The 24,048-nt window shown below is 69.3% G+C and carries 25 protein-coding genes; 14 read left to right on the top strand and 11 right to left on the bottom strand.

The annotated features are described in order from the left end of the window. Positions 1-139 precede the first annotated feature (139 nt). The 8 genes from IW248_RS04420 to IW248_RS04385 form a co-directional block, all read right to left on the bottom strand. Positions 140-367 (bottom strand): ferredoxin, encoded by a 228-nt coding sequence (locus tag IW248_RS04420; protein ID WP_124820771.1) that lies wholly within the window; start codon positions 365-367, stop codon positions 140-142. Next, on the bottom strand, positions 364-1,593 hold the full coding sequence (locus tag IW248_RS04415; protein ID WP_196925774.1) for a cytochrome P450: 1,230 nt from the start codon (positions 1,591-1,593) through the stop codon (positions 364-366). The genes IW248_RS04420 and IW248_RS04415 overlap by 4 nt, the downstream gene beginning before the upstream one ends. Before the next feature lie 208 nt (positions 1,594-1,801). Continuing rightward, on the bottom strand, positions 1,802-2,299 hold the full coding sequence (locus tag IW248_RS04410; protein WP_196925773.1) for a hypothetical protein: 498 nt from the start codon (positions 2,297-2,299) through the stop codon (positions 1,802-1,804). After that, a complete protein-coding gene (locus IW248_RS04405) occupies positions 2,299-2,817 on the bottom strand; it encodes a SigE family RNA polymerase sigma factor (protein ID WP_196925772.1) in 519 nt (172 codons plus the stop codon). Before IW248_RS04405 ends, IW248_RS04410 begins: the two co-directional genes overlap by 1 nt. 123 nt (positions 2,818-2,940) lie before the next feature. Then, a complete protein-coding gene (locus IW248_RS04400) occupies positions 2,941-3,453 on the bottom strand; it encodes a hypothetical protein (RefSeq protein WP_196925771.1) in 513 nt (170 codons plus the stop codon). 307 nt (positions 3,454-3,760) lie between these two features. Then, positions 3,761-4,582: an alpha/beta fold hydrolase gene (locus tag IW248_RS04395; RefSeq protein ID WP_196925770.1), complete on the bottom strand. Its 822-nt coding sequence runs from the start codon at positions 4,580-4,582 to the stop codon at positions 3,761-3,763. Between the two features lie 19 nt (positions 4,583-4,601). Then, complete coding sequence (locus IW248_RS04390; protein ID WP_124820776.1) at positions 4,602-5,171, bottom strand: DJ-1/PfpI family protein; 570 nt, start codon at positions 5,169-5,171, stop codon at positions 4,602-4,604. Positions 5,172-5,256: 85 nt separating this feature from the next. Further along, positions 5,257-6,000 carry a GntR family transcriptional regulator gene (locus IW248_RS04385; RefSeq protein ID WP_231396173.1) on the bottom strand — a complete coding sequence of 248 codons (744 nt, stop codon included), beginning with the start codon at positions 5,998-6,000 and terminating at the stop codon, positions 5,257-5,259. 351 nt (positions 6,001-6,351) lie between these two features. Here IW248_RS04385 and IW248_RS04380 point away from each other — a divergent pair, with 351 nt between their 5' ends. From IW248_RS04380 to IW248_RS04345, 8 genes are all read left to right on the top strand, one after another. Further along, the gene (locus IW248_RS04380) at positions 6,352-7,716 is read left to right on the top strand and encodes an extracellular solute-binding protein (RefSeq protein WP_231396172.1); all 1,365 of its coding nucleotides are present in this window, start codon (positions 6,352-6,354) and stop codon (positions 7,714-7,716) included. Further along, the gene (locus IW248_RS04375) at positions 7,713-8,663 is read left to right on the top strand and encodes a carbohydrate ABC transporter permease (RefSeq protein WP_124820779.1); all 951 of its coding nucleotides are present in this window, start codon (positions 7,713-7,715) and stop codon (positions 8,661-8,663) included. Before IW248_RS04380 ends, IW248_RS04375 begins: the two co-directional genes overlap by 4 nt. Next, entirely contained in the window at positions 8,663-9,574 is a 912-nt protein-coding gene (locus IW248_RS04370) for a carbohydrate ABC transporter permease (protein WP_196925767.1), read from the top strand. Before IW248_RS04375 ends, IW248_RS04370 begins: the two co-directional genes overlap by 1 nt. Continuing rightward, complete coding sequence (locus IW248_RS04365; RefSeq protein ID WP_124820781.1) at positions 9,574-10,641, top strand: ABC transporter ATP-binding protein; 1,068 nt, start codon at positions 9,574-9,576, stop codon at positions 10,639-10,641. The genes IW248_RS04370 and IW248_RS04365 overlap by 1 nt, the downstream gene beginning before the upstream one ends. Further along, a complete protein-coding gene (locus IW248_RS04360; RefSeq protein ID WP_196925766.1) occupies positions 10,641-11,717 on the top strand; it encodes an ABC transporter ATP-binding protein in 1,077 nt (358 codons plus the stop codon). Before IW248_RS04365 ends, IW248_RS04360 begins: the two co-directional genes overlap by 1 nt. 88 nt (positions 11,718-11,805) lie before the next feature. After that, positions 11,806-13,266: an NAD-dependent succinate-semialdehyde dehydrogenase gene (locus IW248_RS04355; protein WP_196925765.1), complete on the top strand. Its 1,461-nt coding sequence runs from the start codon at positions 11,806-11,808 to the stop codon at positions 13,264-13,266. Continuing rightward, positions 13,263-13,403, top strand: a complete 141-nt coding sequence (locus tag IW248_RS04350) for a hypothetical protein (RefSeq protein WP_167493053.1) — start codon at positions 13,263-13,265, stop codon at positions 13,401-13,403. Before IW248_RS04355 ends, IW248_RS04350 begins: the two co-directional genes overlap by 4 nt. A 1-nt stretch (position 13,404) precedes the next feature. Beyond that, positions 13,405-14,637, top strand: a complete 1,233-nt coding sequence (locus IW248_RS04345; protein ID WP_196925764.1) for an iron-containing alcohol dehydrogenase — start codon at positions 13,405-13,407, stop codon at positions 14,635-14,637. A 148-nt stretch (positions 14,638-14,785) separates the two neighbouring features. Here the strand turns inward: IW248_RS04345 and IW248_RS04340 are convergent, their stop codons facing one another. Next, positions 14,786-15,253: a nuclear transport factor 2 family protein gene (locus IW248_RS04340; RefSeq protein ID WP_196925763.1), complete on the bottom strand. Its 468-nt coding sequence runs from the start codon at positions 15,251-15,253 to the stop codon at positions 14,786-14,788. Positions 15,254-15,577: 324 nt separating this feature from the next. Between IW248_RS04340 and IW248_RS04335 the strand changes: the two genes are divergently transcribed. Together IW248_RS04335 and IW248_RS04330 are read left to right on the top strand one after the other, a co-directional pair. Beyond that, on the top strand, positions 15,578-16,765 hold the full coding sequence (locus IW248_RS04335) for a S1 family peptidase (RefSeq protein ID WP_196925762.1): 1,188 nt from the start codon (positions 15,578-15,580) through the stop codon (positions 16,763-16,765). A gap of 28 nt (positions 16,766-16,793) precedes the next feature. Next, the gene (locus tag IW248_RS04330; protein WP_124820787.1) at positions 16,794-17,354 is read left to right on the top strand and encodes a hypothetical protein; all 561 of its coding nucleotides are present in this window, start codon (positions 16,794-16,796) and stop codon (positions 17,352-17,354) included. Between the two features lie 82 nt (positions 17,355-17,436). Here the strand turns inward: IW248_RS04330 and IW248_RS04325 are convergent, their stop codons facing one another. Then, positions 17,437-17,670, bottom strand: a complete 234-nt coding sequence (locus IW248_RS04325; protein ID WP_196925761.1) for a hypothetical protein — start codon at positions 17,668-17,670, stop codon at positions 17,437-17,439. A gap of 168 nt (positions 17,671-17,838) precedes the next feature. Here IW248_RS04325 and IW248_RS04320 point away from each other — a divergent pair, with 168 nt between their 5' ends. The 4 genes from IW248_RS04320 to IW248_RS04305 all read left to right on the top strand — a co-directional run bounded on the left by IW248_RS04320 (position 17,839) and on the right by IW248_RS04305 (position 23,050). Further along, the gene (locus IW248_RS04320) at positions 17,839-19,065 is read left to right on the top strand and encodes a sensor histidine kinase (protein ID WP_196925760.1); all 1,227 of its coding nucleotides are present in this window, start codon (positions 17,839-17,841) and stop codon (positions 19,063-19,065) included. Then, positions 19,053-19,709, top strand: a complete 657-nt coding sequence (locus IW248_RS04315; protein ID WP_196925759.1) for a response regulator transcription factor — start codon at positions 19,053-19,055, stop codon at positions 19,707-19,709. Before IW248_RS04320 ends, IW248_RS04315 begins: the two co-directional genes overlap by 13 nt. A 111-nt stretch (positions 19,710-19,820) precedes the next feature. After that, the gene (locus tag IW248_RS04310) at positions 19,821-20,582 is read left to right on the top strand and encodes an ABC transporter ATP-binding protein (RefSeq protein ID WP_196925758.1); all 762 of its coding nucleotides are present in this window, start codon (positions 19,821-19,823) and stop codon (positions 20,580-20,582) included. Further along, the gene (locus IW248_RS04305) at positions 20,579-23,050 is read left to right on the top strand and encodes an ABC transporter permease (RefSeq protein WP_196925757.1); all 2,472 of its coding nucleotides are present in this window, start codon (positions 20,579-20,581) and stop codon (positions 23,048-23,050) included. Before IW248_RS04310 ends, IW248_RS04305 begins: the two co-directional genes overlap by 4 nt. Before the next feature lie 293 nt (positions 23,051-23,343). On the opposite strand, the gene IW248_RS04300 is transcribed toward IW248_RS04305, so the two are convergent. Continuing rightward, the gene (locus IW248_RS04300) at positions 23,344-24,009 is read right to left on the bottom strand and encodes a TetR/AcrR family transcriptional regulator (protein ID WP_196925756.1); all 666 of its coding nucleotides are present in this window, start codon (positions 24,007-24,009) and stop codon (positions 23,344-23,346) included. Between the last annotated feature and the right edge of the window lie 39 nt (positions 24,010-24,048).

Genomic DNA, 24,048 nt, shown 5'->3' with positions numbered 1-24,048 from the left:
CCGGTCGAGCGGGCCGCCTCGGTCTTGGCCATCGGCGACCTCGGCGTCGCGCCTCGGGTCATCTGGAAAATCCTCACCCAGGGGCACGCGGCTGAACAGACGGACACGACAATTCGTCGGAGCCGGGCTCGATCTCGGGTCAATCCTGCGGCGCGATCAGCCGGTCATCGGTGGCGTCGCGGACAGTGATCGCCTCCACCGGGCACGAGTCGGCGGCGTCGAGGATGACCTCGGCCGGGGCGACGACGTCGGCCAGCGGCGCGGACAGGCTGCCGACCAGGCGGAAGTGCTCGGGCGCGGTGCCGGCGCAGATGCTCGCGCCGATGCAGCGGCGCGAGTCCACCCCGATCCGCCACGCGGTACTCACCAGGCCACCGGCATGCCGAGCAGGCCCCGCACCAACATGCCCCGCTTCCACTCCAGCTCGGCTTCCGGTACGGCGAGCCGCAATCCGGGTAGGCGAGTCACGAGGGTGGCGACGGCGACCTGCAACTCCATGCGGGCCAGCTGCGCGCCGACGCAGTGGTGTACGCCGTGCCCGAAGCCCAGGTGCGGGTTCTGCTCGCGGTTGAGATCCAGCCGGTCCGGGTCGGCGAAGACCGTAGCGTCCCGATTCGCCGACGACAGTGAACCGAGAACCGGCTCACCTGCCCGGACCAGCACCCCGCCGACCTCGACGTCCTCCTTGGCGTACCTGGCGAAGGAGGAGCCGACGCCGAGCGGCACGTACCGCAACAGTTCCTCGACCGCGGCCGGCACCAGCGACGGGTCGGCCCGCAGCCGAGCGAGCTGGTCCGGATTGTGCAGCAGGACGTAGACGAAGTTGGGAATCTGGGTCACCGTGGTCTCGTGGCCGGCCGCGAGCAGCCCGCCGGCCAGCTCCACCAGCTCGGTCTCGCTGAGCCGATCCTGATTCTCGTCGCGGGCCCGCACCAACGCGCCGAGCAGGTCGTCGATCCCCGGCTCGCGGCGGCGCTCGGCGACCAGATCACCGATGTAGCCCCAGAGACTGTTCAGGTACTCCTGGATCGTTTCCAGGGGCAGGGAGGTGGTCGAGACGATCGCCTCGGACCAGATGTGGAAGCGGTCACGGTCGGCGTACGGAACCCCGAGCAGCTCGCAGATCACCTGGATCGGCAGCGGCGTGGCGACATGCTCCACCAGGTCGGCCGGAGGACCGAGCCGGACCATGTTGTCGACCAGCGTGTCGGCGATCTCCTGGGTTCGGGGTCGCAGCGCCTCCACCCGACGTGCCGTGAACGCCTTCGCCACCAACCGTCGCAATCGAGTGTGATCGGGCGGGTCCATGGTGAGCATGCCGCTGTACTGCTGGCGCGGGGTGAGCCTGGGCTCGTCGCGCTGAACGGCCGGGGCGCGGCCGAACCGCACGTCGCCGAGGACCGTACGGACGTCCTCGTACCGGGTGGCGAGCCACGCCTCCTCGCCGTAGGGGAGCTGGACCCGGGTCATCGGCTCGTTCTCGCGCAGTTCGCCATAGGTCGGATCGACGACGAGGCGGTCGGGCACGCTGAACGGGTACGCCCGCGCGGGCGGAACGGATCGACGATCGGTGGTCTGCGCGCTCTCCGTCATCCGGATTCCCTTCGTCGAGACGGCGTGATCCTCAGGCCGGCACCACGTTCGTAGCGGCGCCGGATTGCCAGCGTCCAGGGCTCGCGGACAGCACACATCGACGCTCGGTGACTCGTCGATATCGGATCGTAGCGGGAGGTGTCGATGATCGCCATGGAGCGCGGCCCACAGCGGGCAGCAGTGGCTCGGCACGGACTACTTCAGGCGGTCAGGAGGTGCAGAAGGACGCCGGCTCGGTCAGGCCGAGGTCCTTGCAGTCCCATCCGGTGCCCTGGTCCTGGAATCGCCAGCCCGTGCCGGCCGTGTAATGGAACAGGTAGATGACGGCGTTGGCGTCCGGACGCTGCACGTCGGCCGCCGCCCACGTCTCGACGCACTCCACTTCCCTGGAAGCAAAGGACCAGCCCGCCGGCAGCTCGACCAGGGTCCCGAGGGTCTGCGTCGAGGGACAGTTGGGGTTCTGGGGTCCCGCACTGGTGGGGGCGGATGCGGGTGGCGTCGGAGGGTCGGGCCGCTGGCGGGTGGCGAAGGCGACCGTACCGCCGACGGCGAACACCACCGCTGCGGCCGCGGCGCCGGTGGTGACCGCTACCCGCCGCTGCGACTGCCGCGACCTGCGCAGGGCGCGCTCGTACATGTCCGCGGTGCCGCCGTGCTCGCTCAGATCGGACATGGCCTGACGCAGGGGCCCGAGGTCGTCGGTCATCAGGCCTCCTCCATCACGGCCGAGAGCAGCTCGGGCGCTATCTCCCGCATGCGAGCCAGCGCCTTGCTGGTCTGACTCTTGATCGTGCCAACCGAGCAGTGCAACAGATCCGCGGCCTCGGCCTCGCTGCGGTCCTCGAAGAACCGTGCCACCAGTACGGCCCGTTGCCGCTGGGTGAGTTGGGCGAGGGCCTGGTGCAGGGCAAGCTTGAGATCGGTGCGGCGAGCATGGTCGCTGCCGGGCTGGACCACGTCTGCCAGTTCGCCGGGCAGGGACTCGGCTACCTTGCGGCGCCGCCACCAGCTCACGTGCTGGTGGTACATGGCCGTGCGGGTGTACGCCTCGAAGTGCCCGGGATCATCCAGCCGGCGCCGACCCCGATGCGTGCGGGCCAGCGCATCCTGCACCAGGTCCTCGGCGAGGTGCCGGTCGCCGGTCAGCAGGTACGCCGTCCGTAGCAACGCCGGCGAGCGGGTCCGAACGAACTCACAGAAAAGATCGTCTATGGAGTCCGCCATGCCCCGCTCGTCCCCCCACGTACCCCAAAGTCCTTCAGGCAGCGGCGGCGTCGATGCGGCCGGGTGACTGTGGCGCACACCTTAACTGGTGTGCGCCACAGCAAGCGACCGCGGTCACCCCGGTCAGGAGATGCAGAACGGCGCCGGCTCGGTGAGGCCGAGGTCCTTGCAGTCATACCCGCTGCCGTCGCCGTAGTACTTCCAGCCCGTGCCGGTCACGAAGTGGAACAGGTAGACGCCGTCACCTGCCTTCGCGCCCTGCGGATCGGCTCCCGCCCAGTCCTTGACGCACTGGACAGCGCCGAACGTCCAGCCCTTCGGAAGCTCGACAAGGGTCTCGAGAGTCTTCGCCGAGGGGCACTTCGCACTCGTGACCGCGCTGTTCGCCGACGTGGTCGTCGTCACCGGATCCGAGATGCAGAACGGCGCCGGCTCGGTGAGGCCGAGATCCTTGCAGTCCCATCCGCTGCCCTGGTCGTAGTACTTCCAGCCCGTGCTGTCCACGTGGCGGAACAGGTAGACGCCGTCACCGGCGGTCGGGCCCTGCGGATCGGCCGCCGCCCAGCCCTTGACACACTTCACGTTCGTGAGAGACATGCCCTTCGGCAGCTGAACCAGCGTCTGGAGGGTCGTCACCGAGGGACACTCGACAACCCCGGTTGCCGTGGTGTCCACAGCGGGCGACGCACCGGGGGTACCGGTGGCCGCAGCAGCCGACGTCGGAGCAGATGCGGTTGGACTGGGACCAGCTGGCGCCGCGGAGTCGCAGGCCGACAGTCCGATCAGGACGGCGACAGCGGGCAGCAGCAGGAGGTGACGTGCAGACATTTCCGGGCCCCTATGGATCGTGGCGATCGTCGCTTACATCCGGGTACATGCGATCCACGGCCCGCAGGTTGCCGCCAACCAGAGAAATTCTCCAAATCTTTCGGCGACCCGCCTATTAGTGACTTCGGTCCCCGCGGAGGAAGCACGACAGCAGTTGCCTGAACTCGTGCGGGTGCTCGATCGCCGGCACGTGCCCGCATCGGCCGAGCACGTGCAGACGGACATCGGCCAGGTGTTCGAGCAGGGGCTGAGCTGCCGTCCCGAGCGGGGTCACTCGGTCGTCGGCGCCGTGAACGAGCAGCACCGGCGCGCGGACCGTTGCCAGCGTTCGCGCCGAGAGGGTGAGATCGTCGACCCATCGCGCCCTGGGTGGAGGGAACAACGACGCGAATGCCCCCGCCCCCGCTCGCATCGCAGCTGCACGGGCCTCGACGGCCGAATCGGTTACGAGCGCCTGGTCGAGGACGAGGCGACTCAGCATGTCTCGTGCCCCGAGCGGACCGGCGGGGGCGGCCCAGATTGCGTCGAGGTCGGCGGACAGCGGCGCCCCGGGGGTGCCCATCGTCGAGACCGCCACGACACTGGTGACCTGCTGGGGGCGCGCGGCCGCCAACGCCAGCGCCACCGCACCGCCCATGGAGTGACCCACCACGGCGTAGTGCTCGATACCGAGGGCATCCATCAGGCCCGCGGCCTGCTCCGTCCACAGCCGAAGCCCGCCCCTGGAGCCCGCCGGGACAGGTGTACGGCCGAACCCCGCCTGGTCAGGCGCCACCACGTGCCAGGACGTGCCCAGCGCCTGCGCCGTCGTCGCCCAGGCTCCGGACCCGGTAGTGCCGGGTCCGGAGCCGTGCAGCATCAGCACCGCGCGCCCGGCGCCGCTCTCCAGGACGTGGACCGGGGAGCCGTCGACTGCGACGGTCCGAAGTGTCGTCACCGGGGCAGGTCAGCTGTGCTCATGCCGATGCGGAGTTGACGGACTTCGAGAAGAGCTCCATCATCGCCCTGCCGAACTGCGGCATGTCGGGCCATCCCCGGCAGGAGACGAGGTTGCCGTCCACGACGTCGGGAGCGTCGATGACTGTCGCGCCCGCGTTCTCCATGTCACCGGTGATGGGCGGGAAGCAGGCAGTCTTTCGACCCTTCAGCAGCCCGTACACCGCTGGCACCTGCGCGCCGTGGCACACCAGCGCGATGGGGAGGTTGCGCGCGAAGAAGTGCTCGGTGATGCGCCTGACGTCGGCGTCCACCCGGATCCACTCGGGGGCACGTCCCCCGGGGATGATGAGGGCGTCATAGCGCTCGACGTCGACCTCGGCCCAGGGCACGTCGACCGGCAGCTTCCGGCCGTTCTTCTCCACGTAGGCGTCGGAGTTGGGGTCGAACTCGTGGATGACCAGTTGCACGTCACGCAGCGTCCGTGACGAGACGTCGACGTCCCAGCCGCCCTCCTGCACGCGATAGTAGGGATACATGGTGTCGAGCTCCTCGGCGGCGTCGCCGGTCAGGAGCAGCGCTCTGGGCACCTGCTTCTCCTCGCGTCTGGGGGCGGGTGGGGTCGATCCAATCCGATCCGATCGATTGTTAGCATTCCTCGGCCCAGCCCGCCCGTCAAGCCTCTACCGCCATTCCGTCCGCGCCCTTGACCTCGTCGAACAATCGTCGGAAACGCTCGCCGGATCGCAGGATGTGCCGACGCATCGCGTAGGCGGCGGCATCGGAGTCACGCGCGGCGATCGCGGCCACCACTTCCTCGTGCTCGGCCATGGCCAGGTGGGTGACCTGGGTGTCGTGGTGAAGCCGGAAGAGGTGCACGTGGCTGTGCAGGCGAGCGAGCGCTTCACGGATGACCTGGTTCTCCGCGCTCAGGGCGACGAGATCGTGAAAAGCGGCGTCGCGTAGCCCGAAGGCGCCATAGGCCGTGGGCCCGTTGCCCCCCTCCAGTTCCGCCATCTCCTCCAGCATTCGTCGCAGACCGGCCACCTGCGCGGAGGACGCGCGTTCGGCGGATCTGCGTGCCGCCGCCGGCTCGAGGAGCAGGCGGATCTCGAGCATGTCCTCGAATCGATGACGGGTGATTTGCGGCGGAATGCGGTAGCCAGCATGGGGCACCCGCACGACCAGGCCCTCGGCCTCCATGCGGTTCAGAGCGTCTCGGATCGGCGTCTGCGAGACCCCGAGCTCTCGTGCCAGGACGTCGATCGTGACGCGGGACCCAGGCTCGATCCGTAGCGACATCAGCTGTCCGAGCAGGGTGTCGTACACCTCGTCGGCAAGCCGGCCGCCAGATCTTCCCGGCGGCATTCCACCCGTCACGGCCCTGCGGCCCGGTGCGGTCATCGCTTCCTCGTCCATCGTGACGTGAGGTCCTTTCTTGCGTCTTCGGGAACCTGTTGACATCAGTCACAACGCTGCGGGATGCTGACGCCCCTACTCGATCGTATAGGAAAAGTGCCGGATGCTCGTCATCCTGCACCATCGCGGGACCGCCCGCCATCGCTCTACTTCGATCTCGTGACACCGGTCCGCGGTTCGGCCCCGCGACTGCCCGGCACCGCACCTGAACGACCCAGCAACTGCTCGGCGAAGCACATAGCGAGGCTCTAGAAGTCCCCAACCCAGAAGGCAGGCAAGAAGATGCGGTATCCAAAGCGAACAGGACGAATGTCCGCTCCCGGTCGAAGGGTTCAGCTGGCGACGGCGGCCATGCTGCTGGTGGCCACGACCGCGACGGCTTGCGGCGATGGCAAGGACGACGACGCGAAGGCGAGCGCCCCCAAGGCGCCGGCGACCATCCCGGAGCTCACCAAGGACCCGCTGACCCTCAGCTTCATCTGGTTCGAGTGGCCGCCCGCCAAAGCACTCGAAGCCTTCGCGAACGCGGAGTACAAGAAGGAACGGCCGAACGCGACCATCAAGGTCAACACCGTGCCGAACGCGAACTGGCACGACGCGATGTTCACCCAGTTCGCCGCGCACAAGACCGACTTCGACATCGCGATCCTGGACTCGCAACACATCGGCGAGGCCGTGACGAACGGCAACATCCTCGACATCACCGACTTCGTCAAGAAGAACATCGACGTCACGGCCTACAACCCGTACCTCCTGGCGGCCTACGGCCAGTACCCCCAGGCGGAGACCGGCAAGCGCGACGAGAACGCCAGCCTGTACGGACTGCCGCTGCTCGGCGACACCTGGACGATGATCTACCGCAAGGACCTGATCGGCGACAAGCCACCGCAGACCTGGGACGAGATGATCTCAGCCGCCGAGAAGTGCCAGGCGGACAACCCTGGCGTCAGCGGGCTGGCTTTCCACCAGGCCAATGGCTCCGACGCCGCGGCCGTCACCTACAACACGGTCAACGGCGTCTACGGCGGCAACCTCTGGGACTCCAAGACCCGCAAGATCGATGGCGTCCTCAACGACGCAGCGGGCCAGGAAGCGATGGACGTCCTGGTCAACAAGATGAAGCCGCTGACCGCCAAGGGCTCCGGCAACTGGTTCATCGACGAGGTGAACGCGGCGGTCGCGCAGGGCAAGGCATGCATCGCGTTCAACTGGATCGCCGCCAGCGGCGGCCTGCTTGATCCGAAGGAGTCAACGCTCGGCACCACGCGGGAGCAGATTCTCGACAAGCTGGGTTTCGCCACCCTGCCGAGCCAGAAGACGAACCTGGTCCCCCTCGGCGGTATGGGGATGCACGTGTCGGCCTACTCCTCCACGGCGAACCAGGCCGAGGCCCTGAACTTCATGGAGTGGTTCGAGCGGGCTGATGTCCAGAAGAAGTGGGCCGCGGCAGGTGGCGTGCCATCGCGTACGGACGCCCTGGAGTCGCCCGAGTTCCTCAATGCCGGGCCGTTCAACCAGGTCTACACCGACTCGGTTCCACGGATGCGGGACATGTGGAACGTGCCCGAGTACGCGCGCCTCGTCAACATTGAGAACACCAACGTGAACGCGGCTCTCAACGGCGCGAAGAAGCCGAAGGATGCGCTCGACGACATCGCCAAGGAGCAGCAGAGCGTACTCGACTCCAGCGGCCGCAAGGGCGGCGGCGGACTGTGAGTGACCCCGCCCCTCTGACGACCGACGACCCCGGGCAGGTGGCGTCCGCGACGCCGCCTGCCCGGGGCCGGTCCCGCGGGCTGAGCGACCGCGGTCTCGCCGTCGCCTTCATCTCCCCCGCGCTGCTGCTGTTGCTCGCGATGTCGGTGTTCCCGTTGCTGTGGGCGTTGTACCTGTCTTTCACCGACTACTCGGCCACCCGCGGGGGGCCCGCCCATTTCCTCTGGTTCGGCAACTACACCGCCATCCTGACGTCGGCGCAGGTCCACCAGAGGGCCCTGACGACGTTGATCTACGTGATCGGCGCGGTCGGCCTGCAGACCGTGCTCGGCTTCGCCATCGCCTACCTGATCTCGCGGCGCACACACGGGCGAGGACTGCTGACCACTCTGTTCCTGGTTCCGATGATGCTGTCGCCGGTAGTGGTCGGGCTGTTCTGGCGATTCATGCTCGACGCGCAGTTCGGCGTGATCAACAGCATGCTCGGCTCGCTCGGCCTGGGGCAGGTGGAGTGGCTCACCCGGCAGCGAACGGCACTGGTTTCCCTGATCGTGGTCGACACCTGGCAATGGACGCCGTTCATCATGCTCATCGCACTCGCGGGCCTTACCGCGGTTCCGAAGTACCTGTACGAGGCCGCCTCGATCGACCGGGCGTCCGAGTGGTTCCGGTTCCGCAACATCACCCTTCCGCTGGTGTGGCCGCTGCTCCTCATCGCCGTGTTGTTCAGGGCCATCGAGGCCTTCCGCCTGTTCGACCTCGTCTACATCCTCACCAGCGGTGGTCCGGGTGTCTCCACCGAGACCTTGTCGTTCCACGTCTACAAGGTCGCGTTCCTGGGCTTCAACACCGGAACCGCCTCGGCGTACGGGATTCTCATGGTCCTCGTCGTCATCGTGCTCACGCAGTTCTACCTGCGCTACTTGAACAAGCTCAAGGAGGGCTGATGGCCGTCTCCGTCGACGAGGCCGTGTCCACGGGTCCTGCCCCGGATCACACGCCCCCCACGCGCCGCCTTGGCGGCCGGGGCCGCTCGGTGCTGGAGGTCGCGCTGCTGACCGTGCTGGCCGTCGTGATGCTCTTCCCGGTGCTGTGGATGATCGAGACGTCCATCAAGGAGAACCGCGACGTCTACGCCATCCCGGCCGAGTTCTTCGGCTTCACTGTCACTCTGGACCATTACAAGGACGTGTTCGTCTCCCCCGACGGCGGTCGCTCGGCCCTGTCCGTCGCGTTCCTCAACTCCGTCGTGGTCGCCGGGGTCTCCACGGTGCTGGCCACCGTGCTGGGGGTCCCGGCGGCCTGGGCCTACTCACGCTTCGCGGTGAAGGCCAGGAAGGACCAACTGTTCTTCATCCTGTCCACCCGCTTCATGCCGCCCGTGGTGGTCGTGGTCCCGATCTTCCTCATGTACCGCCAAGTCGGACTCATCGACTCCAAGCTCGGGCTGATTCTCATCTACGCCGCGTTCAACGTCCCGTTCACGATCTGGATGATGAAGGGGTTCGTCGACGAGGTGCCCTCCGAGTATGAGGACGCCGCCATGCTCGACGGCTACACCCGTTTGCAGGCGTTCTGGAAATTCACCCTTCCCCTGCTCGTGCCCGGTATCGCCGCGACGGCGGTCTTCGCACTCATCTTCTCGTGGAACGAGTTCGTGTTCGCCATCTTCCTTACCTCCAGTGACAACGTGCGGACGGCACCACCCGCCATCGCCGGCCTCATCGGCGGTACGACAGTGGACTGGGGTCTCGTGGCCGCCGCCTCCGTGGTGTTCGCCCTACCGGTGCTCGTCTTCGCCTACCTGGTACGCAAGCACCTCGTCGCCGGTGTGACGCTCGGGGCGGTGCGACGCTGATGGCGGGCATCGAGGTGACAGCCCTGCACAAGCGCTACCCGGACGGGACGGTCGCGGTTGATCACGTGGACCTGTCCATCGGCGACGGCGAGTTGTTCGTGATGCTCGGCCCTTCGGGCTGCGGCAAGACGACCACGCTACGGGCCATAGCCGGCCTGGAGAGGCAGACGACTGGCGACATCCGCATCGGCGACACGCTGGTCAACGACCTGCCGCCCGCCGAACGCGACATCGCCATGGTGTTCCAGTTCTACGCTCTCTACCCGCATCTGAAGACCCGCGACAACCTGGCGTTCCCGCTGCGGGCCGAGGGTCTGCCCAAGCCGGAGGTGCACGAGCGGGTCGAGGAGGCCGCCCGGCTGATGCGACTCGGTCCGCTCCTGGACCGGCGACCGCGCCAGCTGTCCGGCGGGGAGCAGCAGCGCGTCGCGCTTGCTCGCGCCCTGGTGCGACGACCGCGCGCATTCCTCATGGACGAGCCTCTCACCAATCTGGACGCGGAGCTGAGGGCGGACATGCGCACGGAGATCAAGCACCTGCAGGGAGAGCTGGGGGCGACGATGGTCTACGTCACCCACGACCAGGTCGAGGCGATGTCGCTCGGCCACAGGATCGCCATCCTCAACAAGGGCCGCGTCGAGCAGATCGGCACGCCGCTGGAGGTCTACGACCGTCCGGCGAGTCTCTTCTGCGCAGCGTTCATCGGCTCCCCGCCGATGAACCTGATCGAGGTGGAGGTGGCCGACGGGAAGCTGCGCGGTCAGGGCGGACTGGTCCTCACGCCACCGCCGGGCCTGCCGCGCGACCGCAGCCTGGTCGCAGGCGTCCGGCCGGAGGCGCTGGAAGTCACCGAACCAGGCGCGGATCGTTCGGTACCGGCCCGCGTGGTCTCGGCGGAGTGGCTGGGGGACGAAATCATCTACGTGGTTGACCACAGCGGCCAGCGCGACGTACGGGTTCGGATGCCACCGACTGTCCGCTTCGCCACTGACGCAAAGGTCGGGCTACGGCACACCGGCGCGACCCCGGCGGTCTACGACGTGAGCACGGAAGAGCTGGTGGCCTGATGGGAACCGTGGCAGTGCGTGGGCTGTGCAAGTCCTTCGGCAAGGTTCAGGCCCTGGACGGGGTGACGCTGGACGTGCCGGACGGCTCGTTCTTCGTCGTGCTCGGGCCCTCCGGGGCAGGCAAGACGACGACCCTGCGAGCGATCGCCGGCCTTGACAAGCTTGACGCCGGGTCGGTGCATCTGGACGGGAGGGACGCGACAGCTGACACCCCGGCCGCGCGCGACCTGGCCATGGTCTTCCAGAGCTACGCCCTCTACCCGCGACACACGGTGTACGACAACATCGCTTCGCCGCTGCGGGCACGCCACTGTTCTTCGAGCGAGATCGCCGCTGCCGTCGAGCAGATGTCGAGCCTGCTGCACATCGAACGTCTGCTGCAGCGTCGTCCCGCGCAGTTGTCGGGCGGTGAGATGCAGCGTGTCGCCCTGGCCCGGGCGCTGGTCCGTCGTCCACGCGCGTTTCTCATGGACGAGCCGCTGACGAACCTCGACCTCAAGCTCCGCGTCGAGATGCGCACCGAGCTCACCCGCATCCACCGGAGCCTCGGAGCAACCTTCGTCTACGTGACCAACGACCAGGTCGAGGCCCTGTCCATGGCCGACCAGGTCGCGGTCCTCAAGGAGGGGAAGGTGCAACAGGTCGGAACGCCGACCGAGGTGTACGAGCGTCCCGCCAACCAGTGGGTCGCCGGCTTCGTCGGGAGCCCGCCGATCAGCCTGCTCGCCTGCCGCGCCGAGGGCGATCGTCTGGTGGGTGCGGAGGGCTGGACGCTGCCGCGGCCCCGCTGGACCACGGCCGAGGACGGTCGTGCGTTGCTGCTGGGCCTGCGCGCGGAGGACCTGTCGGTCGAGCAGCGTGGGGACGCGTCGTTGTCGGGGGAACTCTACGGACTTGAGCCGCTGGGTGACCGCACGGTGGTCGACGTCCGAGTGGGAACGGAGATCCTCAAGGTCAAGGCACGACCCACAGTCACCGGTACGCCGGGCGAACGGCTGCTTGTCACTGTCGACCTGGACCGTGCGCACCTGTTCGATGCGGGCACCGGGCTGTCGCTGTCCGAGGCTGGGCGATAACCGCGCCGGGTGACCCGTCCGTCGACACGCATGGCGCGATCGCTGAGGCACGCCGGACATCACCAGGAAGATCACAGGAGGCGACGCAATGAGTGACCCGATGAACGTCCTGGCCCCCGAGCACCGGCGACTCCGGATCGGCGACGCCTGGCGCGACGCCGCGAGCGGAGCCACCTTCGCCGTCGAGGACCCGGCCACCGGCAAGACCATCGCCGAGGTGGCGGACGCCGACGCCGCTGACGGGCTCGCCGCTCTGGACGCGGCGAACAGGGCAATGGCGGAGTGGGCGGCGACCCCGCCGCGGAAACGGTCGGAGTTGTTGACCGCGACGTACCGGGCGCTTACCGAGCGATCCGAGGACATCGCCCGGCTGATAACGCTCGAGATGGGCAAGCCGCTCGCCGAGGCTCGGGGGGAAGTGGCGTACGGCGCCGAGTTCTTCCGTTGGTTCGCCGAGGAGGCGGTGCGCGTCGAGGGTCGCTTCAGCATCGCTCCCGCAGGTGGATATCGCATCCTCACCGTGCCGAAGCCGGTCGGACCGTGCGTCTTCGTGACGCCCTGGAACTTTCCGTTGGCCATGGGTGCCCGCAAGATCGCTCCTGCACTGGCCGCGGGCTGCACGACGATCACCAAGCCGGCAGGCCAGACGCCACTCACCATGCTGTTGCTGGCCCGCATCATGGAGGAGGTCGGCGTTCCCCCGGGCGTCGTCAACGTGGTGACCACCAAGCGTTCCGGGAAGGTGGTCTCCGCGCTGCTGGCCGACGGTAGGACCCGCAAGCTCTCGTTCACCGGGTCGACCGAGGTCGGGCGCGTGCTGCTACGACAGGCCGCGGACAACGTGCTGCGCACCTCCATGGAACTGGGCGGCAACGCGGCCTTGATCGTGTGTGCCGACGCTGACCTGGACGTCGCGCTCGACGGTGCCATGGTGGCCAAGATGCGCAACATCGGCGAGTCCTGCATCGCGGCCAACCGGATCTACGTCGAGGAGCCGGTGCGCGAGGAGTTCACGGCACGCTTCGCCGAGCGGATGGGCGCACTGTCGGTGGGCCATGGTCTCGACGACGGCGTGAACGTCGGAGCGCTGATCGACGAGGCCTCGGTCGCCAAGATCGACGAGCTCGTCGCCGACGCGGTCGATCGCGGCGCCCGGGTCGTGGTGGGCGGCGAGCGTCCGGATGGGCCGGGCCACTTCTACCCGCCCACTGTCATCGTCGACGTGCCCGACGACGCACGGATGCTGGAGGCGGAGATCTTCGGCCCGGTGGCGCCGATCATCTCGTTCACGTCCGACGACGAGGTGATGGCGAAGGCCAATGACACCGAGCACGGCCTGGCCGGATACGTCTTCACCCGTGACCTCCAGCGGGCGCTCCGGTTCGCCGAGGGGCTGGATACCGGGATGCTCGGCATCAACCGTGGTTTGATATCGGACCCGTCAGCTCCGTTCGGAGGCGTGAAGCAGTCCGGGATCGGCAAGGAGGGGTCGCACGAGGGCATCCTTGAGTACCTCGACCTCACCTACGTGGCGATCGACCTACCGTGACCGGCCTGCTGCGCCGGGCGCCCGCCGCGCGCGCCCGCGCCACCCGGGCCGCCAACCCTGCCGACGCCGTCCCGGTCTCGCAGGTGACCTGGACGTCCGCCCAGCACATCGCCGCCGACGTTCCGGAGAGGCACTGACATGCTTGAGACCGTCCGCGGACCACGCCAGCTGATCGTGGGCGAAGGGGTCGCGCAGAACATCCCACGAGTGGTGGCCGAGAGTGGCTCCCGAGTCCTCATCGTGACCGACCAGGTTCTTCTGGGGCAGCCGGGCGTGGCCGACATCGTTGCCGCCGTACGGGAAAAGGTCGAGGTCGTCGCGGTGTTCTCCGACGCGACTCCCGACGTGCCACTCACCGATGTCGCCCTGGCCGTCTCGGTCGCCGCCGAGGTGGACGCCAACGTGATCCTCGCCATCGGGGGTGGCACGGTGATCGACCTCGCCAAAATCGTCGGCGTCATCCGGCGCCACGGTGGGACGCCGCGCGACTACTACGGCGAGTCGAAGGTGCCGGGGCCGACGATTCCTCTCGTCGCGGTCCCGACGACGTCAGGCACCGGCTCCGAACTCACACCCGTCTCGGTGCTGACCGACCCGGACCGCGAGCTGAAGGTGGGGGTTTCCAGCGTCCACATCGTGCCCGACTTCGCCATCGTCGACCCCGAACTCACCTACACCTGCCCTCCGACCGTCACCGCCCACTCCGGCATCGACGCGTTATGTCACGCTGTGGAGAGCTACACCGCGCGACCCCGGGCCCACGGACCGCGCGACCCGGTGGAGCAGGTGTTCCTCGGCCGCAACCCGATCACCGACCACTACGCGCTCCTGGCCGCGGAGCGGATCGCCCGTAGCTTGCGTCGTGCTGTCAGGGACGGAGGCGACACGATTGCGCGGGCGGACATGTCCTATGGGTCCATGCTCGCCGGGCTCGCGTTTTCCCACGCGGGCAATGCGGCCCCGCACGCTCTCCAGTACCCCATCGGCGCAGCCACGCACACACCGCACGGCCTGGGCGTCGGGCTGCTACTGCCCTACGCCCTGGACGCGGCCAGGGATGCCATCAGCGACCGGTTGGCCATCCTCGCCAAGGTGTGCGGGCTCGACGTGGCCGACGCCTCGGATGCCGAGGCCGCAGACACGTTCCTCGCCTGGCTCGACGGGCTCCTTACCGACATCGGCATCCCCCGCACCTTGGCGGACATCGGCGTGGCACGCGCCGACCTCCCGCGCTTCGCGGAGATGGCCAGTGGCGTCACCCGCTTGATCCAGAACCATCCAGGCCCGACCGACACCGCCAGCCTGACCGCGATCCTCGAAGCGGCCTGGACCGGAGACCGGATCCGACGCGTCCCGACTCCGACCAGATAGTGACCGGCCCTTCATCTGACGACGAGCCCCACCCGTGGGTGTCGGAATGCTCCCGGCCTCAGCGAAGGAATTCACTGAGGCCGCCGCACCGCCCCTGACCTGCGGGAACGTGGAGCCGCAGGCAGGGTGCGCAGGCGCCGGGCGTGAATCAGGGTCGGGCTGCGCCCTCGATGGTGGTGCTTTCCTGCGGACGGAGTGCTGTCAAGAGGCTGTCGAGTTGACCCCAGGCCCGCGCGCTGGCGACGTGGTCGACGTAGTCCCGGGACTCAATGATGAGCCCATCGCGGATACGCATCACGAAGACGCAGGGCACCGTGAATGCCTCACCGGTCTCGGCGACCCGCCCCTGATAGGCAAACTCGGCGACAATCACCTCCGGGTCCGCGGTCTCATGAATCCGCACGTCGACCGGCTTACGGTTCAGCGTCCGGGCAACCGGAGGCGACGCGGTGAAGTGCTCGTGCAGTTCGCTGCGGCTACGCAGCGGCGGCGGGTTGAGCGGATGGAACGGATGCGTGACGTGGGTTTGTTCGGCGTACAGGTCGGCCAAGTCTTCGTACGGACCGTCGCAGACACCGTTCACCAGTCGGAGGAAAGTCTCGCGTGGGCTGCTCATGCCGACCTTCCTTCGAATCGTTGGATCTCACGTGGGGCATGCCGAGGACGACATCAAGGGATGGCCGGCACCCTACCGACCTCAGCCCCGATGTGACTGCCCCCTGGATCGCCCAGCGCCTCCGGAGCCAGGTGTCCAGCCGTGTCCAGCCGCGTCCAACATCTCACTCGCGGCCCCCTCCCGATTGCGAGGATTGCCGTCTGGTCCGGGCCGTCCGGTTCCTGACCTGGCCGACCAGTCCCCTCGTGATCGGAGCGGTGAATGTCAGAACGTGTTGTCAGCCACCCGCGTACGACAAGACCAAGCCGCAGGTCCCTGCTCGCAATGGCACTCGCCGTCGTGGCGTCGGTGGCCTTCGTCCCGGCGGCCGCAGCGGCTGGGCCCGTCGATCAACCGGCCCGGCCCGGAGGCGCGGCGGATCCGGCCCGCACCGATGGCCGGGCAGCCCTGGCTCCCGCCGGCGGCGTCGCCGGAAGGGCCCAGGCGGACGGGGCGGCGGACATGGCCGAGGCGATCGCCGAGCAGCGGGGCATCAGCCGCGATGCCGCCGAGAAGCTGATCAGTGCCGAGAACGCCAATGTGCGACTCGGCAACCGGTTGACCACCGAGCTGGGTGCCAGCTCGGGCGGCGCGTACCTGTCCGACGGCAGCCTCGTCGTCACGGTCACCGACGCCGCGGCTGCCGCGAAGGTGACCGCCACTGGCGCGAAGGCCCGCCTCGTCGCTCGCGGCGAACGGCAACTCCAGAAAATCCAGCGGGCGTTGGAGGCCACGCCGAGTGAACCCAACACGACCTGGGGGGTGGACCCGAAGACCAACCAGGTGGTGGTGAGCCTGCCGGCGTCGGGGGCGAAGAACGCCGTGCAAAGCTCGGCGGCGCGCAAGTTCGGCGCGGCGGTCCGTTTCGAGACCAGCGCCGGCCAGATCCAGCCGAACGTCGGGATCTCCAGCGGGGACTCGTTGGGCGGCTGCTCGGTCGGCTTCACCGCCACCGACTACACCTTCAACTACATCATCACGGCCGGCCACTGCACGCAGGGCTACCCGCACTGGACACTGCCCAACGGCCAGGACGTCGGACCGTCGCTGGAGAGCAACTATCCGGAGAACGACTACGGCCTCATCTGGATGAACGGTTCGTCGGTCTGGGCGACCGGCACCATCAACCTGTGGAACAACACGAGCCGCAGCATCCACGGTTGGGCGACGGCCGTGAGCGGGCTGTCGGTCTGCAACTCGGGCAGGACCACCGGGTTCAGGTGCGGCTCCGTGCTCAGGACCAACGTGACGGTCAATGGCACGGGCGGCACCGTACGCCAGATGGTCGAGACCAACATCTGCACCCTCGGCGGCGACAGCGGTGGGCCGCTCTTCGCCACCAACACGGCGTACGGGCTGAACTCGCACGCCAATCGGAACGGCAGCCAGTGCAACTCCACGCCGCGCACCTGGCATCAGCCGGTGGGTGAGGCGATCAACGCGTACCAGGTCGTCATCTACGGCGCGCCGTGACGAGCGGCGACGAGCGAAGGAGACAGGGATGAGAACCGCATTCACCAGAGCCGCACGCCTCACCGCCGCGGCCGTCACGGCGACGGCGGTGGCCCTGACCGTGGCCGTCGGCCCCGCCCAGGCGGACCTCTGGACGCACACCGACGGGTTCGAGGGGAATCCGGCAGCGGTGTGGGAGTTCCACCGCTCCGGGGCCGGAAGCGGAGCCTACGAGCTGGGTACCGGAACGGCCCGGTCCGGTTGGAACAACGCCATTCTCACGACCTCGACAGGTGGCTGGTCCGGGGTGGGCAAGCTGCTCACCGTGGGGCCACGTACCGCCGGGCACTCCACCACCTGCGGCGGCGGGTTCTTCGTCCGGGCGGTCAGCGGGCCGGCCGTGCTCAACGTCGAGGTGATCGATCCGGCGAGCTGGACCTACCTCGCGCTGCGCACCGTCCGGATCACCGACACCGTCTGGCGGCGGCATGACGTGGCCAGCTACGCGAACGGTCCGAGCCAGGTGTTCGTCCGGGTCTCCCTGCTCGGTGGCAGCGGTGCCGTGCGGGTGGACGACATGGCCTTCCAGTGCTCCTTCTACCGCGCCTGAGCAGGTCGACCACAGCGGGGCCGGCGCTCGTGGCGCCGGCCCCGCGAGGGTGATCGAGCGCGACGGGGGTGAGTTCGTGTCCCTACGACTCTCGCGCGCGGTTACGGCGGTGGTGGACGATCAGCGCGACCGCGCTGAGCACCGCCACCAGGCCGAAGGCCGAGCTGATCCACTGGTTGTCCGCCGCGGTCGACAGCACCACGTTGGCCGCGGCGCTGACGAAGAGCACCAGCCACAGCAGCGGGCGTAGCAGGCCGCCGCCCGGCTTCTTCGGTGCGTCGACCGTGGCCTCGGCGATGCGGTACGGATCGGTCATGACTACCTCCTTCGGCGAACGTTCCTCGACTCCGTCAACGCTAGGCGGGCGGTGCGGCGGGGACGATCCCGCCAGCTCGACGACAGTGGTACAGCAGGCTGTACCTTCCGCGCCGGGCGTTGCCGGACGGGGCCGACGGTGGCCTATGTTGGCGGGGGAGGTGGGTCGATGGCGTACGTGCGGGGCCGGGTTCGCGCCGTGGTCGACGCTTTGGAGCACCTCGTCGGAGGGCTGGGCACCGCCACGCTGGCGCTGGGCGCGCTGCTCTGGGCGGCGACCGTGGCGGTGACCTGCCTGGCCGGGGTGGGGCTGCTGGCGGCGCCCGGTGCGTTGCGGGCGGTGCGCTCGGTAGCCGACCGCGAGCGTGCCCGGCTGTCCCGCTGGGGCGCGCCGATCCCCACGCCGGGGCCGGTGCCGGCCGGGTTGCGGACGGCGACGCGCGATCCCTTCGTACGCCGGGAGCTCGGCTGGGTCGCGCTGTACTCGTTCATCGGCCTGGTGACCGGGCTGCTCGGCCTCGTGCTGCCACTCTCTGCCGTGCAGTACGTCACGTTCCCGCTGTATTACCGGCTGATCCCTGCCGACGCCGGCGCACCGGGGATCATCTGGTGGCGCGTCGACGGATTGTCCGAGGCACTCGCGGTCGGGTTGCTCGGGGTGGGCTGGCTGGCCGCCGCGATCTGGTTCAGCCCGGTCCTGGCCCGTCTCCAGGCATGGCCGGGCCGGTTGCTGCTGCCTCCGCCGCCGGGTGTCGACCTGTCGCTGCGGGTGGCCGAGCTGACCGCCACCCGCGCTGCGGCGCTGGACGCCCACGCTGTCGAACTGCGCCGGATCGAGCGGTCGCTGCACGACGGCACCCAGAACCGGTTGGTCGCCGTCAACGTGTTGCTGGGTGCCGCGCGGCGGGCCGTGCGCCGCAATCCGGACCGCGCCGACGAGATCCTCGGGCAGGCACAGGACGCTGCGGAACAGGCGCTCGGCGAGCTGCGTACGGTGGTGCGCGGGATCCTGCCGCCCGTGCTGGACGACCGGGGTCTCGCCGGCGCGCTGGCGGGCCTGGCCGGCAGCTGCGTGGTGCCCTGCCGACTCGAGGTGGACGTGGCGGTGCGGTGCGCGGCCTCGGTCGAGGCCACCGCGTACTTCGTGGTGGCCGAGGCGCTGACCAACGTCGTCCGGCACAGCGGCGCGAGCCAGGTGGACGTGGCGGTGCGCCGCGAGCGCGGCCGGCTACTGGTGTCCATTGAGGACGACGGGCACGGCGACGCGGACGAGACACGTGGCTCTGGGCTCACCGGTATCCGCCGGCGTGTCGACGCGTACGACGGCCGGATGACACTGACGAGCCCTCCGGGAGGGCCGACGAGAATGGACGTGGAGCTGCCATGCGGATCGTGATCGCCGAGGACGACCCGCTGCTGCGTGAGGGGTTGGCTCTGCTGCTGCGGGCGGAGGATCTGGACGTGGTCGCCACGGCCGGTACTCCGGGCGAGTTCCTGGTCGCCGTCGACAACCATGCGCCGGACGTCGCGATCGTGGACGTACGGATGCCGCCGACCCACACCGACGAGGGCATCGTGGCCGCGGTGGAGGCCCGGCGGCGCCGCCCCGGCCTCGCGGTACTGGTCCTGTCGGCGTACGTGGAGCAGGCGTTCGCCACCGACCTGTTCTCGGTCGGCGCCGCCGGGCTCGGGTATCTGTTGAAGGAGCGGGTGGGCCGGGTCGAGGAGTTTCTCGCCGCGCTGCACCGCGTGGCGGACGGCGGCAGCGTGATCGACCCGGAGGTGGTGGCGCAGTTGCTCGCCCGCAACCGCCGGACGGACACGGCGCTGAGCGAGCTGTCGCCGCGTGAGCGTGAGGTGCTGGGGCTGATGGCCGAAGGGCTTGGCAACAGCGCGATCGCCGAACGGCTGTTCGTCACCGACGGAGCGGTGCACAAGCACATCCGCAGCATCTTCTCGAAGCTTCAGCTTCCACCGGACGACCAGGCCGACCGCCGGGTCACCGCGGTGCTGCGCTACCTCAACGGCGATCGACGGTAGCGCCTGCTGTACCCGGACCTGGCAGCCCGCGGGATGGTCGCCGTTCTCCCACGTCAATAGCGTTTCTGGTGCGCGCAGTTCTTGCCGATGACACGGAGAGAGGCCACCAGAATGCCGGATTATCCGGGACAGACCATCGAACCGGCGGTACGCGTCGAACACCTCACCCGGGTGTACGGCGCCGGCCGTAACCAGGTGACTGCGCTTGCGGCCATCGATGCGGGGTTCGACCGGGGCACCTTCACCGCGGTGATGGGGCCCTCGGGCTCCGGCAAGAGCACGCTGCTGCAGACCGCGGCCGGTCTCGACCGGCCCACCTCCGGTCGGGTGGTCATCGGAGGCACCGACCTGTCGGGGCTGTCCGAGACCCGCCTGACCGAGCTGCGTCGTACCCGGATCGGGTTCGTCTTCCAGGCGTTCAACCTGATCGGCGCGCTCACCGTCGAGGAGAACATCGTGCTGCCCCTGCGCCTGGCCGGCGTCCGTCCGGACCGGGCCTGGCTGACCCAGGTGGTCGAGCGGGTCGGCCTCACCGACCGACTGCACCACCGGCCGGCAGCGTTGTCCGGCGGCCAGCAGCAGCGGGTGGCGATCGCCCGGGCGCTGGCCACCCGCCCCGAGGTGATCTTCTCAGACGAGCCCACCGGCGCCCTCGACTCGCGGACCGCGGCGGAGGTGCTGACGCTGCTTCGCGCGGTCGTGGACGAACACGGGCTGACCGTGGTGATGGTGACCCACGATCCGATCGCCGCGTCGTACGCCGACCGCGTGCTCGTGTTGGCCGACGGTGCGATCGTCGCCGACCTTCCGCAGCTCGGAGCCACCGGTATCGCCGAGCACCTGGCGTCGTTGGATCGGCGGGTCCTCCGATGATCGGGCTCGCCGCCCGCCTGCTGCGGCACCGCGCCGGCCCCGCCGCCGCCACCCTGCTGGCCCTGATCGCCGGCGTGCTGATCCTGGTAGCGATGGGCACCCTCGTCGAGTCCGGGCTGCGTTTCCGCACGGAGCCACGGCTCTGGGCCGCGGCCGACGTGGTCGTCGCCAACCGCACGATCAGCCACACGTTCAAAGAGTTCGGCGGCGACACCACCACGAGCACCGTCGCGCTGCCCGAGGGCGGCACTGTGGACGCGGCCCTGGTGGAGCAGATCCGCCAGGTGCCGGGCGTCGCGGCTGTCACCGGCGACGAAGGAGTCCTGATCGGTTCACCCGCTGGCGTGGGACACGGCTGGGACACGTACGCCTTCACCGGTCGTCCCATCGCCGCGGGTGCCGCGCCACGGGCCGACGACGAGGTGCTTGTCGACACCCGGTTCGGCGTGGCACCCGGCGACCGCATCGACCTGGTCGTCGGCGGGGTCAGCCGGTCGTACCGGGTCAGCGGAACCGCCGAGACCGGTTCGACTGCGGTGTTCTTCACCGACGCGCAGGCCGCCCGGTTGTCCTCCCACCCGGGCCGGGTGGATGCGATAGGCGTGCGGATGCTGCCCGGCGCCGACCTCGGCGCGGTACGCGAGATCGCGTCGGCGGCCGGCGCCACGACGTACGCCGGGAAAGACCGTGGCAACGTCGAGCAGTCGGAGGACCAGGCCGCCCAGACCTTGCTGATCGAGGCCGGATCGGCTTTCGGGGGGTACGTCGTCCTGCTGATCGTCTTCGTGGTGGCCGGCACCATCGGGCTGTCCGTCCGGCACCGTCGGCGTGACCTGGCGTTACTACGCGCGGTCGCGGCCACGCCGGGGCAGGTGCGCCGCATGCTGGTCGCCGAGGCCGCGCTGCTCGCCCTGATCGGCTCTGCGATCGGCGGCCCGGCCGGCCTACTGGCGGCCCGCTGGGTGCACGGCGAGCTGGTCGGGCGGGGGTTCGTGCCGGCCAGCTTCCCGATGGCCGACGGCCTGTTCGCGGTGCCGGCCGCGGTCGGTACGGCGGTCCTCGTGGCGGTGCTCGCCGCGTTGGTCGCCGCACGCCGGGTCACCGGGATCAAGCCGATCGAGGCGCTCGGCGAGATCGCTGTCGAGCCTCGGCGTAGCGGCCGGGTGCGGCTGATCGCCGGTGTGCTGACGCTGGCGGCTGCCGGCACCTCCGGGGCGTTCACGCTCGGTGCGGCCGGGTCGACCGGGGCACTGGCCGGCGCGGTCGGCATGCTGTACCTGTTCGTCATCGCGGTGGCGCTGCTCGCACCGAGGATCAACGCGTACGCGGCACGCCTGCTCACACCGTTGTTGCCGCGGATGTGGCGGGTCAGCGGCTACCTGGCCGCGGCCAATCTGCGGGCCAACGCGCAGGGCATGGCGACCGTCCTGACCGCCCTCGTGCTGTCCGTGGGGTTCGGCGGCTCGGTCTGGTTCCTGCAGACCAACCTGGAACGGCAGACCACCACGCAGAGCAGTGCGGGAACCCTCGCCCAGCGGGTGCTTGTCGCTCCGGGTGGGCTGCCGGCGGGCGCGGCGCGGGAGATCCGCGAGTTGGCCGGGGTGCGGGCGGCCACCGGTGTGCACCGAACGCAGGTGCTGGTGCGGGCGCTCGGCGGAATCGAGCCGGTCAGCGCGCAGTCGGTCGACACGGCGGGCATCACGTCGACGATGGACCTCGCCGTGCGCGAGGGCAACCTGGCCGACCTGCGCGCGGGCACTGTCGCCCTGTCTACGATGCAGGCGTCCACTTCCGGCTGGGACGTCGGCGATCGGGCGGAACTCTGGCTGGGCGACGGCACCCCTGTCACGTTGGACGTCATCGCGATCTACGGCCGTGGCCTCGGCTTCGGCGACGTCACGCTGGCCGCCGACACGGTCGCCGGGCACACGGCCGGGGATACCGACGACGAGGTCCTGGTCAGCGCCGGTTCGGAGGCCGACACGGCGTTGGCCACCTGGTCGGCTGGGCGACCGGGCACCCAGGTTCTCGACGCGGCCACCCGTACGCGCCTGATCAGCACCGATCTGGCGATCGGCGCCTGGCTGAACCGGCTGCTGATCGGCGTGATGGTGGGGTATGCGGCGCTGGCGGCGGCCACCACGATGGTGATGGCCGCGCTGGCCCGCCGACGCGAGTTGGCGTTGCTACAACTGGTCGGGGTCACCCGCCGTCAGATTCGGAGGATGGTCCAGGCCGAACAGGCCGGGCTGCTCGGCACCGCGGTGCTGATCGGTGCGACGATCGCGGCGCTGACCCTGAGCGCGATCGTCAACGGACTGACCGGCAGCCCGATCCCGTACGTCCCGCCGCTCGGTTGGGTGGCGGTGCTCGGCGGCACGACACTGCTGGCGTTGGCAACCACTGTGTGGCCCGTCCGACGGCTGCTCAGCGCTCCCCCGATCGACAACATCGGCGTGAAGGAGTAGGCGTCGCGCTCGACTATCGGCCACCGTGCCGCCTCCGCGAACATCGCTGAGGCGGCACGGTGGCCCTGGTGTCCCAGCTACGGGTGGGCCCGGGGCAGGGCGTCGGGCGTGAATCAGGGTCGGGCCGCGCTCTCGATGGTGCTGACCGTCGAGTTGTTTGACGTCGACGTGGATCAGGTCGCCGCAGCGGCCAGCCGCCGATGACGACACACCGAGTCAGCCGCAGCCTGCCGGAAGGTCCGTCACCTCGGCCTCGGCCGACCACGCTCACGCCCAGGCCAGGAGTTCGCGGCCTATTTTCGGAGCCCGACGCGTAGGCCGCCGATCAGGGCCGTGAGCCCGAATTCGAAGTGGGTGGCGAAGCTGGGATCGGTCAGCGCCGTGCCGGCGGCCGTCAACGCGGGATAGGTCCCGGGATCCAGGGCCCTGCGCAGGTGGGCGAAGTCGGCCGGGTCGCTGGCGGCCGCTTGTTCCTCAAGGGTGTGCCCGATGGTGAAGTGCACGATCGAGAACATCGCGCGTGCGGCGTCGTCGGGCGCGAAGTCCGCCTTGATGAGCGCGGCGACGGCGGTCTCGGCGAACCTGAGGGTGTTCGGCCCGGTGGAACGGGTGCCGGCGTAGACGCGGGCGCCGTCGCGGTGGGAGAGCAGGGAGGCGCGCAGCTGGTGGGCGAGAGTCGTGACGGTCTGCGCCCAGTCCGGGCTGTCGGCGACGTCTGCGCATCCGGTGAGCATCCGGTCGGCCATCGCGGTGAGCAGGTCCTGTTTGGTGGCGAAGTACCGGTAGAGGGCTCCGGCCTGCGCGTTCAGCGCATCGGCGAGTCGGCGCATGGTCAGCGCCTCCAGTCCGCCCTCGTCCAGCAGGCGCAGCGCCTCGTCGACGGTGCGATCACGGTCGAGCCTGGGTGGCCGACCGCGGGTCGGACCTGATCTCGGTTCGGGGGTTGCCTCGGAGCCCATGGTCAGCACTATAGTAAACAGCGTTCACGTGAACGACGT

It is taken from the genome of Micromonospora ureilytica (assembly GCF_015751765.1).
GTDB lineage: Bacteria > Actinomycetota > Actinomycetes > Mycobacteriales > Micromonosporaceae > Micromonospora > Micromonospora ureilytica.
The sequence above is the reverse complement of the archived record's forward strand: the minus strand, read 5'-3'. Positions and strand labels throughout refer to the sequence as shown.

Bases quoted from the DNA above. Each gene is read 5' to 3' on its own strand.
- IW248_RS04415 (WP_196925774.1), bottom strand. From the start codon at position 1,593: ATGACGGAGAGCGCGCAGACCACCGATCGTCGATCCGTTCCGCCCGCG.
- IW248_RS04410 (WP_196925773.1), bottom strand. From the start codon at position 2,299: ATGACCGACGACCTCGGGCCCCTGCGTCAGGCCATGTCCGATCTGAGC.
- IW248_RS04405 (WP_196925772.1), bottom strand. From the start codon at position 2,817: ATGGCGGACTCCATAGACGATCTTTTCTGTGAGTTCGTTCGGACCCGC.
- IW248_RS04385 (WP_231396173.1), bottom strand. From the start codon at position 6,000: ATGGACGAGGAAGCGATGACCGCACCGGGCCGCAGGGCCGTGACGGGT.
- IW248_RS04380 (WP_231396172.1), top strand. From the start codon at position 6,352: ATGCTGCTGGTGGCCACGACCGCGACGGCTTGCGGCGATGGCAAGGAC.
- IW248_RS04370 (WP_196925767.1), top strand. From the start codon at position 8,663: ATGGCCGTCTCCGTCGACGAGGCCGTGTCCACGGGTCCTGCCCCGGAT.
- IW248_RS04365 (WP_124820781.1), top strand. From the start codon at position 9,574: ATGGCGGGCATCGAGGTGACAGCCCTGCACAAGCGCTACCCGGACGGG.
- IW248_RS04360 (WP_196925766.1), top strand. From the start codon at position 10,641: ATGGGAACCGTGGCAGTGCGTGGGCTGTGCAAGTCCTTCGGCAAGGTT.
- IW248_RS04355 (WP_196925765.1), top strand. From the start codon at position 11,806: ATGAGTGACCCGATGAACGTCCTGGCCCCCGAGCACCGGCGACTCCGG.
- IW248_RS04345 (WP_196925764.1), top strand. From the start codon at position 13,405: ATGCTTGAGACCGTCCGCGGACCACGCCAGCTGATCGTGGGCGAAGGG.
- IW248_RS04340 (WP_196925763.1), bottom strand. From the start codon at position 15,253: ATGAGCAGCCCACGCGAGACTTTCCTCCGACTGGTGAACGGTGTCTGC.
- IW248_RS04335 (WP_196925762.1), top strand. From the start codon at position 15,578: ATGGCACTCGCCGTCGTGGCGTCGGTGGCCTTCGTCCCGGCGGCCGCA.
- IW248_RS04330 (WP_124820787.1), top strand. From the start codon at position 16,794: ATGAGAACCGCATTCACCAGAGCCGCACGCCTCACCGCCGCGGCCGTC.
- IW248_RS04325 (WP_196925761.1), bottom strand. From the start codon at position 17,670: ATGACCGATCCGTACCGCATCGCCGAGGCCACGGTCGACGCACCGAAG.
- IW248_RS04320 (WP_196925760.1), top strand. From the start codon at position 17,839: ATGGCGTACGTGCGGGGCCGGGTTCGCGCCGTGGTCGACGCTTTGGAG.
- IW248_RS04315 (WP_196925759.1), top strand. From the start codon at position 19,053: ATGCGGATCGTGATCGCCGAGGACGACCCGCTGCTGCGTGAGGGGTTG.
- IW248_RS04310 (WP_196925758.1), top strand. From the start codon at position 19,821: ATGCCGGATTATCCGGGACAGACCATCGAACCGGCGGTACGCGTCGAA.
- IW248_RS04305 (WP_196925757.1), top strand. From the start codon at position 20,579: ATGATCGGGCTCGCCGCCCGCCTGCTGCGGCACCGCGCCGGCCCCGCC.
- IW248_RS04300 (WP_196925756.1), bottom strand. From the start codon at position 24,009: ATGGGCTCCGAGGCAACCCCCGAACCGAGATCAGGTCCGACCCGCGGT.